The 17,265-nt window shown below is 69.0% G+C and carries 13 protein-coding genes, 2 tRNA genes and 1 pseudogene; 8 read left to right on the forward strand and 8 right to left on the reverse strand.

Annotated elements, in window-relative coordinates; all coding sequences use genetic code 11:
* Window positions 1-93: 93 nt before the first annotated feature.
* Window positions 94-1,293 (reverse strand): deoxyguanosinetriphosphate triphosphohydrolase, encoded by a 1,200-nt coding sequence (locus AC1RU4_RS13850; RefSeq protein ID WP_492891677.1) that lies wholly within the window; start codon window positions 1,291-1,293, stop codon window positions 94-96.
* 91 nt (window positions 1,294-1,384) lie between these two features.
* On the opposite strand from AC1RU4_RS13850, the gene erpA reads away from it, so the two are divergent.
* From erpA to xth, 3 genes are all read left to right on the forward strand, one after another.
* A complete protein-coding gene (gene erpA, locus AC1RU4_RS13855) occupies window positions 1,385-1,750 on the forward strand; it encodes an iron-sulfur cluster insertion protein ErpA (protein ID WP_492891678.1) in 366 nt (121 codons plus the stop codon).
* The gene (locus AC1RU4_RS13860; protein ID WP_492891679.1) at window positions 1,747-2,505 is read left to right on the forward strand and encodes a 5'-methylthioadenosine/adenosylhomocysteine nucleosidase; all 759 of its coding nucleotides are present in this window, start codon (window positions 1,747-1,749) and stop codon (window positions 2,503-2,505) included. Before erpA ends, AC1RU4_RS13860 begins: the two co-directional genes overlap by 4 nt.
* 62 nt (window positions 2,506-2,567) lie before the next feature.
* The gene (gene xth / locus AC1RU4_RS13865; RefSeq protein WP_492891680.1) at window positions 2,568-3,359 is read left to right on the forward strand and encodes an exodeoxyribonuclease III; all 792 of its coding nucleotides are present in this window, start codon (window positions 2,568-2,570) and stop codon (window positions 3,357-3,359) included.
* 145 nt (window positions 3,360-3,504) lie between these two features.
* Here the strand turns inward: xth and AC1RU4_RS13870 are convergent, their stop codons facing one another.
* Together AC1RU4_RS13870 and ilvD are read right to left on the reverse strand one after the other, a co-directional pair.
* Window positions 3,505-4,338 carry a tetratricopeptide repeat protein gene (locus AC1RU4_RS13870; RefSeq protein WP_492891681.1) on the reverse strand — a complete coding sequence of 278 codons (834 nt, stop codon included), beginning with the start codon at window positions 4,336-4,338 and terminating at the stop codon, window positions 3,505-3,507.
* Window positions 4,325-6,052: a dihydroxy-acid dehydratase gene (gene ilvD, locus AC1RU4_RS13875; protein ID WP_492891682.1), complete on the reverse strand. Its 1,728-nt coding sequence runs from the start codon at window positions 6,050-6,052 to the stop codon at window positions 4,325-4,327. Before ilvD ends, AC1RU4_RS13870 begins: the two co-directional genes overlap by 14 nt.
* Before the next feature lie 376 nt (window positions 6,053-6,428).
* On the opposite strand from ilvD, the gene AC1RU4_RS13880 reads away from it, so the two are divergent.
* Window positions 6,429-6,662, forward strand: a complete 234-nt coding sequence (locus AC1RU4_RS13880; protein WP_492891683.1) for a hypothetical protein — start codon at window positions 6,429-6,431, stop codon at window positions 6,660-6,662.
* 81 nt (window positions 6,663-6,743) lie between these two features.
* Here the strand turns inward: AC1RU4_RS13880 and AC1RU4_RS13885 are convergent.
* Window positions 6,744-7,461: pseudogene (locus AC1RU4_RS13885) on the reverse strand (MgtC/SapB family protein).
* On the opposite strand from AC1RU4_RS13885, the gene AC1RU4_RS13890 reads away from it, so the two are divergent.
* Window positions 7,355-7,582, forward strand: a complete 228-nt coding sequence (locus AC1RU4_RS13890; protein WP_492891872.1) for a hypothetical protein — start codon at window positions 7,355-7,357, stop codon at window positions 7,580-7,582. The pseudogene AC1RU4_RS13885 and the gene AC1RU4_RS13890 sit on opposite strands and share 107 nt — an antisense overlap.
* A 329-nt stretch (window positions 7,583-7,911) precedes the next feature.
* On the opposite strand, the gene AC1RU4_RS13895 is transcribed toward AC1RU4_RS13890, so the two are convergent.
* The 4 genes from AC1RU4_RS13895 to AC1RU4_RS13910 all read right to left on the reverse strand — a co-directional run bounded on the left by AC1RU4_RS13895 (window position 7,912) and on the right by AC1RU4_RS13910 (window position 14,578).
* The gene (locus tag AC1RU4_RS13895; RefSeq protein WP_492891684.1) at window positions 7,912-10,743 is read right to left on the reverse strand and encodes a valine--tRNA ligase; all 2,832 of its coding nucleotides are present in this window, start codon (window positions 10,741-10,743) and stop codon (window positions 7,912-7,914) included.
* Between the two features lie 185 nt (window positions 10,744-10,928).
* On the reverse strand, window positions 10,929-11,915 hold the full coding sequence (locus tag AC1RU4_RS13900; RefSeq protein ID WP_492891685.1) for a PopZ family protein: 987 nt from the start codon (window positions 11,913-11,915) through the stop codon (window positions 10,929-10,931).
* A gap of 404 nt (window positions 11,916-12,319) precedes the next feature.
* Entirely contained in the window at window positions 12,320-13,735 is a 1,416-nt protein-coding gene (locus AC1RU4_RS13905) for a TolC family outer membrane protein (RefSeq protein ID WP_492891686.1), read from the reverse strand.
* Between the two features lie 180 nt (window positions 13,736-13,915).
* The gene (locus AC1RU4_RS13910; RefSeq protein ID WP_492891687.1) at window positions 13,916-14,578 is read right to left on the reverse strand and encodes a protein-L-isoaspartate O-methyltransferase family protein; all 663 of its coding nucleotides are present in this window, start codon (window positions 14,576-14,578) and stop codon (window positions 13,916-13,918) included.
* Between the two features lie 392 nt (window positions 14,579-14,970).
* Between AC1RU4_RS13910 and AC1RU4_RS13915 the strand changes: the two genes are divergently transcribed.
* The 3 genes from AC1RU4_RS13915 to AC1RU4_RS13925 all read left to right on the forward strand — a co-directional run bounded on the left by AC1RU4_RS13915 (window position 14,971) and on the right by AC1RU4_RS13925 (window position 17,221).
* Window positions 14,971-15,044 (forward strand) — tRNA-Cys (locus AC1RU4_RS13915).
* A gap of 206 nt (window positions 15,045-15,250) precedes the next feature.
* Window positions 15,251-17,056 (forward strand): ABC transporter ATP-binding protein, encoded by a 1,806-nt coding sequence (locus AC1RU4_RS13920; protein ID WP_492891688.1) that lies wholly within the window; start codon window positions 15,251-15,253, stop codon window positions 17,054-17,056.
* Between the two features lie 89 nt (window positions 17,057-17,145).
* Window positions 17,146-17,221: transfer RNA gene (locus tag AC1RU4_RS13925), tRNA-Asn, on the forward strand.
* Window positions 17,222-17,265 lie beyond the last annotated feature (44 nt).

Consider the following 17,265-nt stretch of genomic DNA (forward strand, 5'->3'; position numbering starts at 1 on the left):
CCGTCATCCTGAGGTGCGAGCGCAGCGAGCCTCGAAGGACGCACCGCGCCCGTCACGCGAGCCCTACATCTCGCCGCCCGCGGTCAGGCCGGCTCACCCATTCGCCGCGTCGAACAGCCTCGCGTGCTCGGCAAGCGCGTAGCGATCGGTCTGGCCGGCGATGAAATCGGCGATGCGCCGCGCCCGCTCGTGTTCCGCCAACCCGTCCATGCCGACGCGCCACTCCACCGGCAGGGTGAAGCTGTCGGCCATGTAGCCGCCGAACAGGTCGCGCACCACCCGCCCCGCCGCGTCCATCTCCAGCATCACGCGGGGGTGGCGGTACATGCGCGGAAACAGGAAATCCTTGATCGCCCGCTCGCCCGCGGCCCGTTCGGCCGAGAAGCCGACCAGCGCCTCGCCGAGCCGGCGCACGTCGTCGGCGCTCCGCGGCCCGCGCCGCGCGGCCCGCGCCCGCGTCTCGTCCACCACGTCCTCGATCAGCAGCGTGATCATGCGCCGGCCGATCTCGTGCACCAGGCGCGGCCCGTCGAGGCCGGGCCAGTCGGCCGCGATGCCGGCGATCACCCCGCCGACCAGCGGCAGCGCCCGCAATTCCTCCACCGTGAACAGCCCGGCGCGCAGGCCGTCGTCGAGGTCGTGCACGTCATAGGCGATGTCGTCGGCGATCGCCGCCACCTGCGCCTCGGCCGACGGCCAGCTCCACAGCCACAGGTCCTGCCGCGCCACATGCTCGGCAATGGCGTAAGGCAGCGGCCCATCCACCGGCCCGTTATGCTTGACGATGCCCTCCAGCGTCTCCCAGGAGAGGTTGAGCCCGTCGAAGCCGGGATAGCGGTTCTCCAGCCGCGTCACCACCCGCAGCGACTGCGCGTTGTGGTCGAAGCCGCCATAGCTGGCCATGCAGGCGTCCAGCACCCGCTCGCCGGCATGGGCGAAGGGCGGATGGCCGAGGTCGTGCGCCAGCGCCAGCGCCTCCGCGAGGTCCTCGTCGAGCCCGAGCGCGCGGGCGATGGAGCGCGCCACCTGCACCACTTCCAGCGTGTGGGTCAGCCTTGTGCGGTAATGGTCGCCCTCGTGATAGGTGAAGACCTGCGTCTTGTAGGCCAGCCGGCGGAAGGCGCTGGAATGGATGATGCGGTCGGCGTCGCGGCGGAAGGCGCTGCGGGTGCCGCTCTCGGCCTCCGGCACCAGCCGGCCGCGGCTCTCCCCGGCGCGGGCGGCCCACATCACGGCGTGGGATTCGGCCGCATGGGACCCGCCATCGCGCAATTCGGCGGCATCCGGCGCCATGCGCGGGTCTCCTCTGCGCTCTCGCCCTTTGACTCGGCGGCGGCAGCACTTAACTATTGGGACACGTCATATTCAACCCGAAGGCCGCCAGATGGCTGACCACATGATCGACGCCGTCAACCGGATTGGTCCCGAGAATGTCGCGGTGACGCCCGGCGCCGCGCGCCGGATCGCCGAGATCCTCGCCACCGAGCCGCCGCAGAGCATGCTGCGCGTCAGCGTCGAGGGCGGTGGCTGCTCCGGCTTCCAGTACAAGTTCGACATCACCCGCGAGAAGGCCGAAGACGACATCGTCATCGTCGAGGACGGCGCCACCGTGGTCATCGACCCGGTGTCGCTGGAATATATGTCCGGCTCGCATATCGACTTCGTCGACGATCTGATCGGCGCCTCGTTCAAGATCGAGAACCCCCATGCCGTCGCCTCCTGCGGCTGCGGCACCAGCTTCGCCCTGTGAAGCAACGCATCGGCGTGCTCTGCGCCCTCGAGCAGGAACTCGCCTTCCTGCTCGACAATCTCGAACATGCCGAGACCCATGACGCCGCCGGCATGGCCTTCCATCTCGGCCGCCTCGACGGCCGGGCGGTGGTGCTGGTCCGGGCCGGCATGGGCAAGGTCAATGCCGCCGTCGCCACCACGCTGCTGATCGAGCGCTTCGGCGCCCGCGCGGTGCTGTTCTCCGGCGTCGCCGGCGGGCTCGATCCCGATCTCGCCATCGGCGACGTGGTGGTGGCCGACCATGTGGTGCAGCACGACCACGGCTATGAGGGCCGCGACGGCTTCGTGGTCTACCAGCACGGCCACCAGCCCTTCTTCAACCCGTCCGACGGCCTCGGCCTTGCGCTCGACCCCGTGCTCGGCGCGCGCATCGCCGCCGCGCTGGCCGATTTCGAGCCCTCGGCGCTCTCGGTGACGATAGAGCTGGGCGAGCGCCCGCCGCGCATCCATTTCGGCCGGGTGCTCACCGGCGACCGCTTCATCAACAACGAGCAGGTGCGCGAGCGGCTGTTCCGCGATTTCGGCGGCATGGCGGTGGAGATGGAGGGCGCCGCCATGGCGCAGGCCTGCGCCGCCTTCGGCGTGCCCTGGGTGGTGATCCGCGCGCTGTCCGACCTCGCCGGGCACGAATCCCATTTCGACGTGCGCCGCTTCATCGACGAGGTGGCCTTGTCCTGCGCCCTCATCGTGCGCCGGCTGCTGCCGGTGCTGTAATTCCGCCCGGCGGCAAACGGCTCTAGACTGCCGGCCGAATCCCGAACCCGAGAGGCCGGCCGATGCGCATCGCCACCTGGAACGTCAATTCCGTCCGGCTGCGGCTCGACAACACGCTCGCCTGGCTCGCCGAGCGCCAGCCCGATCTCGTCTGCCTGCAGGAGATCAAGTGCCAGGACGACCAGTTCCCGCGCGAGGCCTTCGAATCCGCCGGCTACAACGTCGCCGTGCACGGGCAGAAGGGCTTCAACGGCGTCGCCGTGCTCTCGCGCCTGCCCTTCGACGAGGTGACGGCCGGCCTGCCCGGCGACGAGGCCGACGTGCAGTCGCGCTTCATCGAGGTGGTGGTCTCGCGCCCCGGCGGTGGCGTGGTGCGGGTCTGCGGCATCTACCTGCCGAACGGCAACCCGCCCGATACCGAGAAATACCCCTACAAGCTGTCCTGGATGGCGCGGCTGAAGGCGCATGTCGCCTCCCGCCTGGCGCTGGAGGAGCCGCTCGTCGTCGCCGGCGACTACAATGTCATCCCCGCCCCGGAGGATGCCGCCCATCCGCAGGCCTGGGTGAACGACGCGCTGTTCCTGCCCCGGACCCGCGCCGCCTTCCGCGAGATCGAGAATCTCGGCCTCACCGACGCGCTGCGGGCGGCGAGCGACGAAGCCGGGCTCTATACGTTTTGGGACTATCAGGCCGGCGCCTGGCAGCGGAACAACGGCATCCGCATCGACCATCTCCTGCTGTCGCCGCAGGCCGCGGACGGGCTGCGCGCCGTCGGCATCGACAAGCATGTGCGGGGCTGGGAGAAGCCCTCCGACCATGTGCCGGTATGGGCGGATATCGAGCCGGCCGCCTGACGCAGCGGCATATTCCGATTCCAGCGCAAGCACTTGGAACCGTTTGCTGTCGAACGACGTGAGCATCCGTCCGGCAGGAAGACGTCTCGATTCAGGAGGCCGGAGCCCGTCCCGCAAAAGTCGCCCGACTGCTGCGGGACGGGCTCTAGCGCTCGACCTTCATATATTGCTCGAGATAGACCAGCGCCATGGCGCGCTCGTCCGGCGTGGCGCCGGCGAAGGCGTCGTCATAGAGGTCGACCACCCATTTGTCGCTCGGGCCGGCCGCGGCGTCGCGCGCCAGCGTCAGCCACATCAGGCCGCGCGCCGACTGGCGCGGAATGCCGTCATCGCCCTTCACCAGCAGGCCGCCGAGCACCGCCTGCGCCTGGTACTGGCCCTTGTGGGCGGCAAGGCCGAGCCAGCGGGCGGCGAAGCGCAGGTCGCGGTTCACCCCGACGCCGTCGATATAGAGCCGCGCGAGATGGTATTGCCCCTCGGGGTCGCCGAAATAGGAGGCGGCATAGGCGAACATGTCGCGCGCCCGCGCCGGGTCGCGCCGCACCTTGCTGTTCGGGATGCCGGCCAGGTAGTAGCTGCCCAGCGCCACGAAGGCGTCGGCGACGAAGCGCGCCTGCGGCGTCGACGGGTTGTCGTCCGCATGCATGTTGGCGATCTGGGTGAAATACTCGAACGCCTTGATGTCGTTGCGCTCGACGCCCTCGCCCTCGGCATACATGCGGCCCAGCTTCCACTGGGCACCGGCATGGCCCTGGTCGGCGGCGTAGCGCAGCGAATCGATGCCCTTCTCGGTCTCGCCGGAGCGCAGCGCCTGGGTGCCGGAGCGCACCGCCTCGTCGAGGGGGCGCGGGGCCGTGATGGCTCCGCTCCCGGAATCCGTGCTGCCGTCGAAGGCAAAGACCTGCGAGGTCATCGCCAACAACGGAAGCAGAGCCGTCGCGAAGACGGCGAAGACGGCCGAACGGTCAAATATCCGCATAGCACGATGTCTCGGCCGCGCCACCCGGATGGGTCACGGCACCCTGACGGGCGGGACCCACGGCCTGCGCGAACTTCCAGATAGCCCCCGAGCCAACCGGAGACGGACGCGGCTTCCACGCCGCGCGGCGCACGGCGAGTTCCTCGTCCGAAAGCTCGACCTCGAGCCGTCCCTCGACGGCGTCGAGCGTGATGATGTCGCCGTCGCGCAGCAGCGCGATCGGTCCGCCGACCGCCGCTTCCGGCCCGACATGGCCGACGCAGAAGCCGCGGGTGGCGCCGGAGAAGCGGCCATCGGTGATCAGCGCCACCTTGTCGCCCATGCCCTGGCCATAGAGGGCCGCGGTGGTGGACAGCATCTCGCGCATGCCGGGGCCGCCCTTCGGCCCCTCGTAGCGGATCACCAGCACCTCGCCTTCCCGGTAGGCGCGGTTGGTCACCGCCTCGAAGCAGGCCTCCTCGCCGTCGAAGACGCGGGCCGGGCCGGAGAAGGTGAGATGCTTCAGGCCGGCCACCTTCACGATGGCGCCGTCCTCGGCGAGGTTGCCCCTGAGGCCGACCACGCCGCCGGTGGCGGTGATCGGGTCGTTGGCCGGGCGCACCACGTCCTGGTGCGGGTTCCACTTCACCGAGGCGAGGTTCTCGGCGATGGTCCGGCCGGTCACGGTCAGGCAGTCGCCATGCAGGTAGCCGTGGTCGAGCAGCGTCTTCATCAGGAGCGGGATGCCGCCGACCTCGAACATGTCCTTGGCGACATAGCGTCCGCCTGGCTTCAGGTCGGCGATGTAGGGGGTGCGCTTGAAGATCTCGGCGACGTCGAACAGGTCGAACGCGATGCCCGCCTCATGGGCGATGGCCGGCAGGTGCAGGCCGGCATTGGTCGAGCCGCCCGAGGCGGCCACCACCGTGGCGGCGTTTTCCAATGCCTTGCGGGTGACGATGTCGCGCGGGCGGATATTGCGGGCGATGAGCTCCATCACCTGCTCGCCGGCGGTCATGCAGAACCTGTCGCGGATCTCGTAGGGCGCCGGCGCGCCGGCCGAATAGGGCAGCGCGAGGCCGATCGCCTCGGAGACGGTCGCCATGGTGTTGGCGGTGAACTGGGCGCCGCAGGCGCCGGCGGAGGGGCACGCCACCTGCTCCAGCTCGTCGAGGTCCTCGCCCGACATCGCGCCGACCGAATATTTGCCGACCGCCTCGAACAGGTCCTGCACCGTCACCGGCTGGCCGCGGAACGAGCCGGGCAGGATCGAGCCGCCATAGATGAAGATCGACGGCACGTTGAGCCGCACCATGGCCATCATCATGCCCGGCAACGACTTGTCGCAGCCGGCGAGGCCGACCAGCGCGTCATAGGCATGGCCGCGGATGGTGAGCTCGACGGAATCGGCGATCACCTCGCGCGAGGCCAGCGAGGCCTTCATGCCGTCATGGCCCATGGCGATGCCGTCGGTGACGGTGATGGTGCAGAATTCGCGCGGGGTGCCGTTGGCGGCGGCGACGCCCTTCTTCACGGCCTGCGCCTGACGCATCAGCGAGATGTTGCACGGTGCCGCCTCGTTCCAGCACGACGCCACGCCCACCAGCGGCTGGTGGATCTGCTCGCGGGTCAGGCCCATGGCGTAGAGGTAGGAACGATGCGGAGCCCGGGACGGCCCTTCCGTCACATGACGGCTGGGCAGCTTCGTCTTGTCGATGAGCGTCTTGACGTCCATTTTTGAAGTACTTTCCCGGAGGAAGCGGCATTCACGGGCCCTGAACCCGAGACACTACTCTCCACTACCTATCCGTCGGATTTCGTGCCGGTTTGTGGCGGCTTCGGGGCGTCGCGGTTTCCGGCTCCGCTTATGGTTGCGAATGCGCGTCACTGTTGCACATCCGTCACGACGGCGGGTAGCGGCAAACGGCGCCTTGGGGGTCCCGTCCGCGCTTAGCCTTAAGTTTTGCCTACCCCGCGGCGCCGGCACCGCAGCACCGCCGCCGCCATGCCGGGGCGGCCGCTGCCGGTCATCAGCCTGTCATGCACCTGTGCGGAAGGGTGTAGAATGGAGAATCGCGGCGCAGCAGGCCGCGGGCGTAGCGGAGGGTGGGATGTCGAGCGGCAATATCGTGGAACGGCTGCGGGCGATGGCGGCGGATCTCGATCGGTTTCCCCGCGACAAGATCGAGGACGAACTGTCCGAAGCCGCCGACGTGATCGAGCGGTTGCGGGCCGAGCTCGACAAATACCTGCCGCCGGTCGAATTGCCCGCCACCGGGCGGCCCGCCGTCGAGCCGTCTGCGCTGACGTCGGACATCCCCGCCTCGCCAGCCGTCGGCGGCTGAACGCCGCCATCTCATGTCAAGCCGGCGGTTGAACGCCGCCGGTCCACCTGTCGTCGGCGGCAGGCGCGCGGCCATCCGCGTTCAATCGCCGGTGCCGCGGAACCAGTGCACCGAGGAAACGCCGGAAAGGCCGCGCAGCCGCGCCACCAGTGCATCGAGCTCGTTGCGGCTGGCGACGGTGGGCACCAGCCGCGCGGTGATCTCCACCATGTCGTTGGGCCGCTCCATCGCCTCGAAATCGGCGGCGGGATATTTGGCCTCGTCCAGCTCGACGGCGAGAAGCGCCTGCAGCGGTACCGCCTCGGCCTGCCTGCCGAGCAGGATCACCTCATAGCCCGCCTCGCTCTCCTCGCTTTGCGGCAGCCGCTCGATCAGCCGCACCAGCGGCCGCAGCAGCGTGTTGCCGGCCAGCACGAAGGCGGTGAGCAGCACCGACTGCGCCACGAGGTCGGCACCGGCGCAGGCCCCCACCGCCGCCGAGCACCACAGCGTCGCGGCGGTGTTGAGCCCGCTGATGGTGGCGCCGTTCTTCATGATGACGCCGGCGCCGAGAAAGCCGATGCCGGAGACCACATAGGCGATGACGCGCACCGCGCCCCCGGCGCCGTCGAGATGCATCGCCATGTCGACGAACTGGGTCGACGAACTGGCAGGCGCCGATCGCCACCAGCACATTGGTGCGCAGGCCGGCCATGCGCTGGCGATATTGCCGCTCGGCGCCGATCAGCGTGCCCAGGACGAAGGCGGCGACGAGGCTGACCAGCGAGCTGGCAAAATCCGCCGGCTGGAAGGACGCGATGAACGGCATGTCGGTCTCCATCGCTCCCGGCGTCCCCGGCGGAATCGCGCGCCGGCCCCGCCCGGCCCTGCCCGCCGGCCCTGCCCCGCCGATGATGTCATCCGGCGCCGACCGGCTCTAGACCGGCTTTAGTGACGCATCGATGACGGCGGCGGCCTGCGGCCGAACCTGACCTCGGTCGGAGGCGGACACGGCTTGCGAGCGGGGTGGCTGGCGTTCTGCGTCCTTCAAAGCCCGGCTTCGCCGGGCACCTCGGGATGACGAGGGTCGGAAGCACAAGTCCCCCAAACCCCTTCATGCTCCAGACAACCTCCGTCATGCTGAGGAGCGCGGCAAAGCCGCGCGTCTCGAAGCACGCACCCACGGCGACGACGCGGAAGACCAGGGCAGGCCCGGCCATGCCGTCAAGACAAGACGACGCCGGCGCCGGCACGGCCCTTCAGCCCCGCCTCACCCCACCTTGCCGAGCCGCGCCAGGGCGTCGCGGATCTTGGCGGCCCGCGCATGGGCGACGTCGCGGCGCTCGCGCTGCTCCTCGATCACCTCCTCCTTGGCGCGGGAGATGAAATCCGGGTTGCCGAGCTTCTTCTCGATCTTGTCGAGCTCGTCATGCGACTTGGCGAGTTCCTTGGTCAGGCGCGCGGCCTCGGCGTCCATGTCGATGATGCCGGCCAGCGGCAGCGCCGCCGTCTCGTCCTGCACCACGATCTGCACCGCCCCGGCCGGCGCGGCATCGGCGAAGGACACCGCCGACAGCCGGGCGAGGCGCATGAGCGCATCCATCCACACCTCGGTGCGGGTCATGGTGAGCGCGCTCGCCTCCACCAGCACCAGCGGGATCTGCGCCCCGGCCGGCACGTTCATCTCCGCCCGCACCGAGCGGATCTCGGTGACGAGGTCGATCAGCCAGCCGATCTCCTCGGCCGCGCCCGGCGCCTTCAGGCCTTCCAGCTTCGGCCACGCGGTGAGCGCCAGCATGGCCGGGCGCCGGGCGCCCTCGCCCGCCGTCAGCCGCCACAGCTCCTCGGTGAGGAACGGCATGAACGGGTGCAGCAGCTTCAGCACCTCGTCGAGCACGAAGGCGGTGGTCGCCCGCGTCTCCGCCTGCCAGGGGTTCTCGGCGCTCATGAACACCGGCTTGGCGAGTTCGAGATACCAGTCGCAGAAGATGTTCCACACGAAGCGATAGGCCGCGCCGGCCGCGTCGTTGAAGCGGTAGGCCTCGATGGCGGCGGTGATCTCCTCGTTCGCTCCCTGCAGCTCGCTCAGGATCCAGCGGTTCACCGCCAGCTCCACCTTCTTCGGCTCGAAGGTGGCGACGCGCGTGCAGCCGTTCATCTCGGCGAAGCGGGCGGCGTTCCACAGCTTGGTCGCGAAATTGCGGTAGCCCTCGACGCGGCTGGTCGCCAGCTTGATGTCGCGCCCCTGCGCCGCCATCGCCGCCAGGGTGAAGCGCAGCGCGTCGGCGCCGTATTCCTCGACCAGCGACAGGGGGTCGATGACATTGCCCTTGGACTTCGACATCTTGGCGCCCTTCTCGTCGCGGACGAGGGCGTGGATGTAGACGTGCCTGAACGGGATCTCGCCGTCCATGAAATGCATGCCCATCATCATCATCCGGGCGACCCAGAAGAAGATGATGTCGAAGCCGGTGATCAGCACCGAGGTCGGGTAGAAGCGCTCCAGCTCGGTGGTGCTGTCCGGCCAGCCCAGCGTCGAGAACGGCCACAGCGCCGAGGAGAACCAGGTATCCAGCACGTCCTCGTCGCGGGTGATCAGGCTGCCGATCTCGGCCGGGTGCGCGGCCAGATGCCGGGCCTGCTCGTCGGTGAGGATGCCGGTGCCGACGCAATGCGCCAGCGCCGCGGCGATCGCCGCCTCCTCGGTCTCCTCGACGAAGACGGTGCCGTCCGGCCCGTACCAGGCCGGGATCTGGTGGCCCCACCACAGCTGGCGCGAGATGCACCAGGGCTGGATGTTCTCCAGCCATTCGAAATAGGTCTTCTCCCAGTTCTTCGGGATGAACGTCGTCTTGCCGTCGCGCACCGCCTTCAGCGCCGGCTGCGCCAGCGTGTGGGCGTCGACATACCACTGGTCGGTCAGCCACGGCTCGATGACGGCGTTGGAGCGGTCGCCATGCGGCACCGTATGACCGTGCGGCTCGATCGCATCGAGCAGCCCGCGCTCCTCCATCAGCGCGATGACCGCCTTGCGCGCCGCCTCGCGGCTGAGGCCGCTGAGCGCCAGCACCGCGTCGAGATCGGCGCCCGCCTGCGTGCCGTCGAGGAAATCCTCGTTGCCCGCCAGAATCAGGCGCGCCTCGGCGTCGAGCACGTTGATCATCGGCAGCGCGTGCCGCTTGCCGACCTCGAAATCGTTGAAATCGTGCGCCGGGGTGATCTTCACCGCGCCGGTGCCCTTCTCGGGGTCGGAATAGGCGTCGGCGACGATCGGGATCAGCCGCCCGACCAGCGGCAGCCGCACGAATGTGCCGACCAGCTGCGCGTAGCGCTCGTCATCCGGGTGCACCGCGACCGCGGTGTCGCCCAGCATGGTCTCCGGCCGCGTGGTGGCGACGACGATATAGTCGCGCGTCTCGAACTCGGTCGGGTGGCCGGCCTCGTCGAAGGCGACCGGGTGCCGGTAGGTGACGCCGCCGTCGAGCGGGTAGCGGAAGTGCCAGAGATGGCCCTTCACCTCGACCGGCACCACCTCGAGGTCGGAAATGGCGGACTGGAACTTCGGGTCCCAGTTCACCAGCCGCTTGTCCTTGTAGATCAGCCCTTCCTTGTAGAGCCGCACGAACACCTTGAGGACGGCGCGCGACAGGCCCTCGTCCATGGTGAACCGCTCGCGCGACCAGTCGCAGGAGGCGCCCAGCCGCTTGAGCTGGTTGATGATGGTGCCGCCGGATTCTTCCTTCCACGCCCAGATGCGCTCGACGAAGGCGGCGCGGCCCATGTCGCGGCGGCCGGGCTGCTGGCGCTCGGCGAGCTGGCGCTCGACCACCATCTGGGTGGCGATGCCGGCATGGTCGGTACCGACCTGCCACAGCACGTCCTTGCCGCGCATGCGCTCGAAGCGGGCGAGCACGTCCTGCAGCGTGTTGTTGAGGGCGTGCCCCATATGGAGCGAGCCGGTGACGTTGGGCGGCGGGATGACGATGCAATAGGGCTCGGCGCCCACGCGCTCCGGCCGGCCGGCCTTGAAGGCATCGGCATCGAGCCAGGCCTGGTAGATGCGGCCTTCGACGGCGGCGGGATCGAACCTGTTGTCGAGCATGTCGGCTCCGGGGCACCACGAGAACGGAGCGACAGAAAGCGGAGCCGGCGGCTCAAGTCAACCGACAGTGTCGGTGCCGGCGCCCGGTGCAGGCGCCGCGACACCGCTCGGACGCCGCCAGCGCATGGTGTCGGCGGCCATGCGGCTCACCGGGGAGCGGGCGGGCGCGGACGGCCCGCCGCGCGTCACTGGCCGTGACGCGCCACGCGCTCGATCTCGGCGCGCACCAGCCGCTCGACCAGCGCCGGCAGGTTCTCGTCGAGCCAGCTCTTCAGCATCGGGCGCAGCGCGTCGGTGACCACGTCCTCCATCGAGCGGGTATTGGAGGCGACGGTGCGGGCCAGCGAGCCGAAGGACGCGGCGACCGAATCGGTCGTGGGGGCCGACACCAGCCGGTTCGGCCGGTGCGGCTCCAGTTCCGGCAGCGGCGCGCGCGACAGCGGGGTGCGGGGCTCCAGGCTACGCGGCTCGAGGCTGCGCGGCGCCTCGACGGCCGGGGCCTCCTCGGGCCGTGCCGCGTCCGGGCGACGCTCGGCGGCGAAGGGCGCGGCGAGACGCGACGAAACCACGGCGGGCTTGGCTTGCACCTGCATATCGGCAGTCTCCAGGGCGACATTGGGGATGACGGGATCGGCGGGCGTTTCCGCCTGTTCCGCGAGGAAACCGCCGGACAGGTCGGAGAGTTCCGCCTGCACGGCCTGTTCGACGATGGCGAGGTCCATCAGCGCCGCGGCGAAGGGCGTGTCGAAGCCCGCCTCCAGCGGCGCGCCCCGCCCGGACGCCGGGAAGGCGCGCGCGCGGGGGGCGAAGGGATCGCGCACCGGGGAGGCAACCGGGGAGGCATGGGGATCGCGTGCGGCAACGGCGTCGCGCGGCGGCGCATAGGGATCGCCGCCGTCGTAGGCCGGCTCCGCCTCGTCCGTCAGGCGAGCCTGCAGCTCCGCCGCCAGATCCGCGTCCTCGTCGTCCATCCCGGTGGGCGCGGCCGGCGCGCGCATCGGCGCCACATTGCCGGTCGCGCGCTCCTGCGCGGGTGCCGCGTCGGCGTCGGCCGGCTCGGTGGGCCGCCGCGCCGCCGCGCTCTCGCTGGCCACATCGTCCGAGATGATCCGCCTGATCGAGGCAAGGATCTCTTCCATCGACGGCTCGTTCGCCCTCGCGGTCACCGACATGCGCTGCATCCGATTTCTGAAACGCTGCTCTATGCGGAAGGCGGCTCGCCGCGGGGCGAATCACACCTTAACGCATTGTGAATATGACACCGGCGGTAAGATCGCGCCAACGAGACCGCGGCAGCTTGTGGATGGCTGGCCGATGGCGACGGGGACGGGCCGTGGCGAGAGGCGCATGACGTCGCAACGAAGCCCGCGCCGTCTCCCGACGGCATATTCGTGCGCGAACGCACGGCCGGCCGCCGCGACGGGCAATGGCGCCGCCGGCCCTTCTCACGCGAGGCGTGGCGGAAACGCCCCCTCGCCTCGCGGCACCGGCATCAGGCGCGGCGGATCCGCCGCGTGTGGCGGCGGCGACAGCGCGGCGGCGCGCTGGTCCGGCAGGAAACCGGACCGGCGTGGTGTCACTGGCCGCCGGGAGTGCGCACGCCGATCCAGGCGTCGCGCACCTGGTTGTAGTGGATCTTCGGATTATAGGTCGCGACCCGCAGCCCGAGCTTGGTGGAGTTCAGGTCGCCGACCGCCGAGAGCACCGCATAGGACGCCACCACCCGGTCGCGCTGGGCGATGACGAGGCTGGCGCGGGCGTTGAACAGCGCGGTCTGGGCGTTCAGCACGTCGAGCGTGGTGCGCTGGCCCACGCGCCATTCCTCGCGCACGCCCTTGAGCGCGATCTCGTTGGCGGTCACCGAAGCCTGCGCCGATTCGATGGCGTCCTTGGCCGCCTGCAACGCGCCCCAGTACTGCACGACATTCGCCCGCACCTGGTCGCGGTTCACGTCGACCTCGATGCGCGATTGGCCGAGCAGTTCCTTGGTCTGGCGGATGGTAGCGAATTCCGAACCGCCCTGGTAGATCGGCACCGTCAGGTTCAGCGTCGCCGCCGCGCTGGTGGCGCGCTCGACCGTATCCGAGGTGTTGTAGTTCGATGCCGCCGCGCCGTTGAGGGTCAGCTGCGGCGACAGCGCCGCTTCCGCCACCTTCACGTTGGACATCGAGGCATCGACCGCGAATTCGGCCGCCTTCACCGCCGGATGGCGGGCGATGCCGACCTGGATCGCGCTGTCGACCGATTTCGGCAGCAGCGGGTCGATCGGCCGGCCGGGCGAAAGCTTCTTCGCCTTCAGCCCGGTGACCTGGAAGAACACCGCCTCCGCCGTGGTCAGGTTGGACTGCGCCAGCGAGAGCTGGCTCTGGGCGTTGGCGACGCTGGCCTCGGCCTGCGCGACGTCGGTGCGGGTGATCTCGCCGACGGCGAAACGATCGCGCGCCGCCCGCAATTCTTCCTGCAGGGCGGCGAGGTTCTGCTTCTGCAGCTCCACCAGCGCCGAGTTCTGCAGCACGTTCATATAGGCGGTGGCGCCGTCGAGCAGCACCAGCTGCTCGGTGTTGCGCAGCAGCTCGCGCTGGCCCTTCACCTGCGATTCGGCGCCGCGCACCGAATTGGCGGTGCGCAGGCCGTCATAGATGGTCTGGCTGATGGTGATGCCGAATCCCGAGGGAAACAGCGTGGTGTTGCTCACCGTCATGCCGTTGTTGAGTAGCGCCGCATTGGTGGCGGAGCCGACGCGGGTCTCGGACCATTCCGTGCCGATGCTGGCGCTGCCGAACACCTGCGGGCGGTAGCCGGCGAGCGCGATCGGCACATATTCGTCGGTGGCGCGGGTGGCAGCACGCTGGGAATTCAGCGTCGGGTTGCCGTTATAGGCCGAGACCAGCGCCTGATCCAGGGTCTGGGCAGCGGCCGGAAGCGAGGATCCGATGACGAGAACTGCCACCGCCGAAGCGACGATTCGGCCCCCAGTAGCATTAAGCCACATGCTCAAACCCCTGCAAACGCTCGACTTAAAGTGGAAGCGGCTACCATTGGCCGCCCCTCATCTTTGTATGACGGACTGTCAGAATAAGGGGTGCGAGTGAAGCTGTGAACAGGGGCTCAGGCCATGGAGCCCATTTTGCCGGGAGCAGCGGCAGATCAGCCACAGCCCCCGCGCAAACCGTTAGAATACAAAGGCCGGCTTGGCCTCGAAGCCGGGCAGTGTCGGCACCGCGGCGTCGAAGACGATCCGTGACCCGATACCGCCGGGGGTGTTGGTGAACACCGTCGCGCGGCCGGCACGGCCGCGGCCGACCACGGCGACGAGTCGCCCGCCCGGCTTCAGCTGGCCGAGCAGGACCTGCGGCGCCTCGTCGACCGACCCGTTCAGCAGAATCACGTCATAGGGCGCTTCCGGCGGCCAGCCGGCGGTCAGCGGCCCCTTCACATGCGCGGCGTTGAGCAGCCCGAGATCGAGCAGCACGGTGGCGCCCCGGTCGGCGAGCTCGGCATCCTCCTCCAGCGCCACCACCTGGCCGGCGAGGCGGGCGAGCACGGCGGTCGAATAGCCCGTCGCCCCGCCGACATCGAGAACGAGGTCGCCCTCGCCGACATCGGCCGCCTGCAGCAGCTTGGCGAGCACCATCGGCTCCATGAGGTAGCGGCCGGGCGCGCCCTCCTTCACCTGGAGGTCGTCGTCGATATAGGCGAAGTTACGAAGGCCGGCGGGAACGAATCGCTCGCGCGGGGTCTCCATCATGGCGGCGACGATCCGCAGATCGGTCACGTCGTTCGCCCGCACCTGCGCGTCGACCATGGCCCGACGCATCTCAGCGAAATCGATCATTCTGCAATCCCGACTACGTTCCCCAAAACGCCGCCCGGCGCGTGACGCCCTGCCCTGAACGGCCAGTGATGAACGGCTCGTCATGAGTAGTGCGCCGCACGCCGGCTTGGCAAGAGTTCTCGACAGGTCGCCGCGGCCTCCGGGCGGCTCCCTGCCGCCTTCCCGAACGTCCCTCGACGCCGGCGCGGGCGGCCGTGCCCGCCTTCGGCACCGGAATTGGGCGCATCGTACATCCCGATGCGCCGAACTGGGCTCATCGTACACCTCACTGCACAGCGCGGCACGACGGGCGGGATGGCGGATGCCTCCTCCGTTGCCGTCCGCGAGCGGCTCTGTTATGAGGCGCCTCGGCTGCACGACGGTGACCTCTCGGAGACGTCCCCGTCGCCTGCGGCCACGTGGCGGAGTGGTTACGCAGCGGACTGCAAATCCGCGTACGGGGGTTCGATTCCCTCCGTGGCCTCCAACAGCGCACGCGCCGCCGAGACGCCGTCACCGGCACCGGCGGCGCGTGTTGCGCCCGCAACAGGGAGCGGCGCGTCGCGCGCCCGCGTTATTCCATCGTTTGACAATATGGGTCGATCGTCGTTGATGTTGCCCCGCCCTGAAGCCGCCGCTGGCGGCCAGCGCACGCGGCGCAGCGCGTGTCGTCCGCTGTAGAGGATCTGCCTTATGGTGCCGTCCAAACTGGCCAAATCGTTTCGCAACATGATCAGCCCGGAGACGCGGGACACGATCAAGCGGCTGTTCATGACCGATGGCCGGCGGCACTGGAAGGGGTACGCCATCTCCTTCGTGTTCATGGGCATCATGGCCCTGACGACGTCCGGCCTCGCCTACATCATGGGCGACGTCATCAACCGGATCTTCGTCGAGCAGAATTCCAGCGCCATCTGGATCCTGTCCGGCATCGTGCTGGCGCTCAGCGTCATCAAGGGATTTTCGACGTATGGCCAAGCGGTTACGCTGGCCAAGGTCGGCAACCGCATCGTCGCCGACAATCAGAAGCGCGTGCTCGAACGGCTGCTGCACCAGGACCTGCGCTTCTTCGCCAAGATCCACACGGCCGAGATCATGATGCGGTTCAATGCCGGCGCGGAAGGCGCCCGCAACGTGCTGAACCTCATCATCACCAGCATCGGCCGCGACTTCTTCTCGGTCGTCGGCCTGACGGCGGTGATGATCATCCAGGATCCCGCCATGGCGGTGATCGGGCTCATCGTCATGCCGATCGCGGTGGGCGGCGTGCGCAGCCTGATCCGCAAGGTGCAGAAGATCTTCACCCGCGAGTTCCACGCCGCGATCGAGATCATGGGCCAGTCGCTGGAGGCCTTCCAGGGCATCCGCACCGTCAAGTCCTTCAACCTCGAGCCGATCGTCAAGGAGCGCCTGCACGACCGCATCGACGCGCTCGAGAGGGCGTCGAACCGCATGGTCCGCGCCCAGTCGCAGGCGGGCCCGCTGATGGAGGCGCTCGGCGGCTGCGCGGTGGGCATGGTCATCATGTATGCCGGCTGGGGCGTGCTGCATGGCGGGCGCACGCCGGGCGAGTTCTTCTCGGTGATCACCGCGCTGCTGCTCAGCTACGAGCCCGCCAAGCGCCTGGCGCGGCTCAATATCGACCTCACCGCGCATCTGCTGAGCGCGCGGATGCTGTTCCAGATCCTCGACCTGAAGCCGACCGAGCAGGACGAGCCCGGCACGCCGCCGCTCGAGCTGACGCCGAATGGCGGGCGCATCGAGTTCAACGACGTCTATTTCGGCTACCGCCCGAACGAGCCGGTGCTGAAGGGCCTCAGCTTCGTCGCCGAGCCCGGCAAGACCACGGCGCTGGTCGGCCTGTCGGGCGGCGGCAAGAGCACGGTGATGAACCTCATCGAGCGCTTCTACGACATCGAATCGGGCGCGATCGCCATTGACGGCCAGAAGCTCGACCACGTGACCCGCCAGTCGGTGCGCGACAGCGTCGCCTATGTCAGCCAGGACGTCTTCCTGTTCTCCGGCAGCATCTTCGAGAACATCCTGGCCGGCAAACCCACCGCGACCACCGAGGAAGTGATGGAGGCGGCGCGCGCCGCCCACGCGCACGACTTCATCATGGGCTTCGCCGACAATTACGGCGCCACGGTCGGCGAGCACGGCGCTCAGCTTTCCGGCGGCCAGCGCCAGCGCATCGCCATCGCCCGCGCCTTCCTCAAGAATGCCCCTATCCTGCTGCTGGACGAGGCCACGGCGGCGCTGGACAGCGAATCCGAGGCCGAGGTGCAGAAGGCGCTGCGCTCGCTGCAGATGCACCGCACGACGCTGGTCATCGCCCACCGGCTGCAGACCGTCGTCAATGCAGACCGCATCTGCGTGATCGAAGAAGGACGCGTGGTGGAGAGCGGCCGACACGATGAGTTGATCGCCCGGCGCGGCCGCTATTTCGGCTTCCATCAGCTGCAGTTTTCCGGCGAGCAGGAGCGCCTCAGCGCCTGAGGATATCCACAAGCCGGCCGGATGCGACTTCACAAACGCATCCGGCATTGCTATAGGGGCGCCCGTGACGGCGACGTGGTCGCCTCCTTTCCCTGATAGCTCAGTTGGTAGAGCGTTCGACTGTTAATCGAATGGTCGCAGGTTCGAGTCCTGCTCAGGGAGCCATCACCCCATCCGGGGGTGTTCGTCGAAGTTCAGAAGACCTTGAA

The organism is Ancylobacter sp. GW821-FHT10E12 (assembly GCF_058809335.1).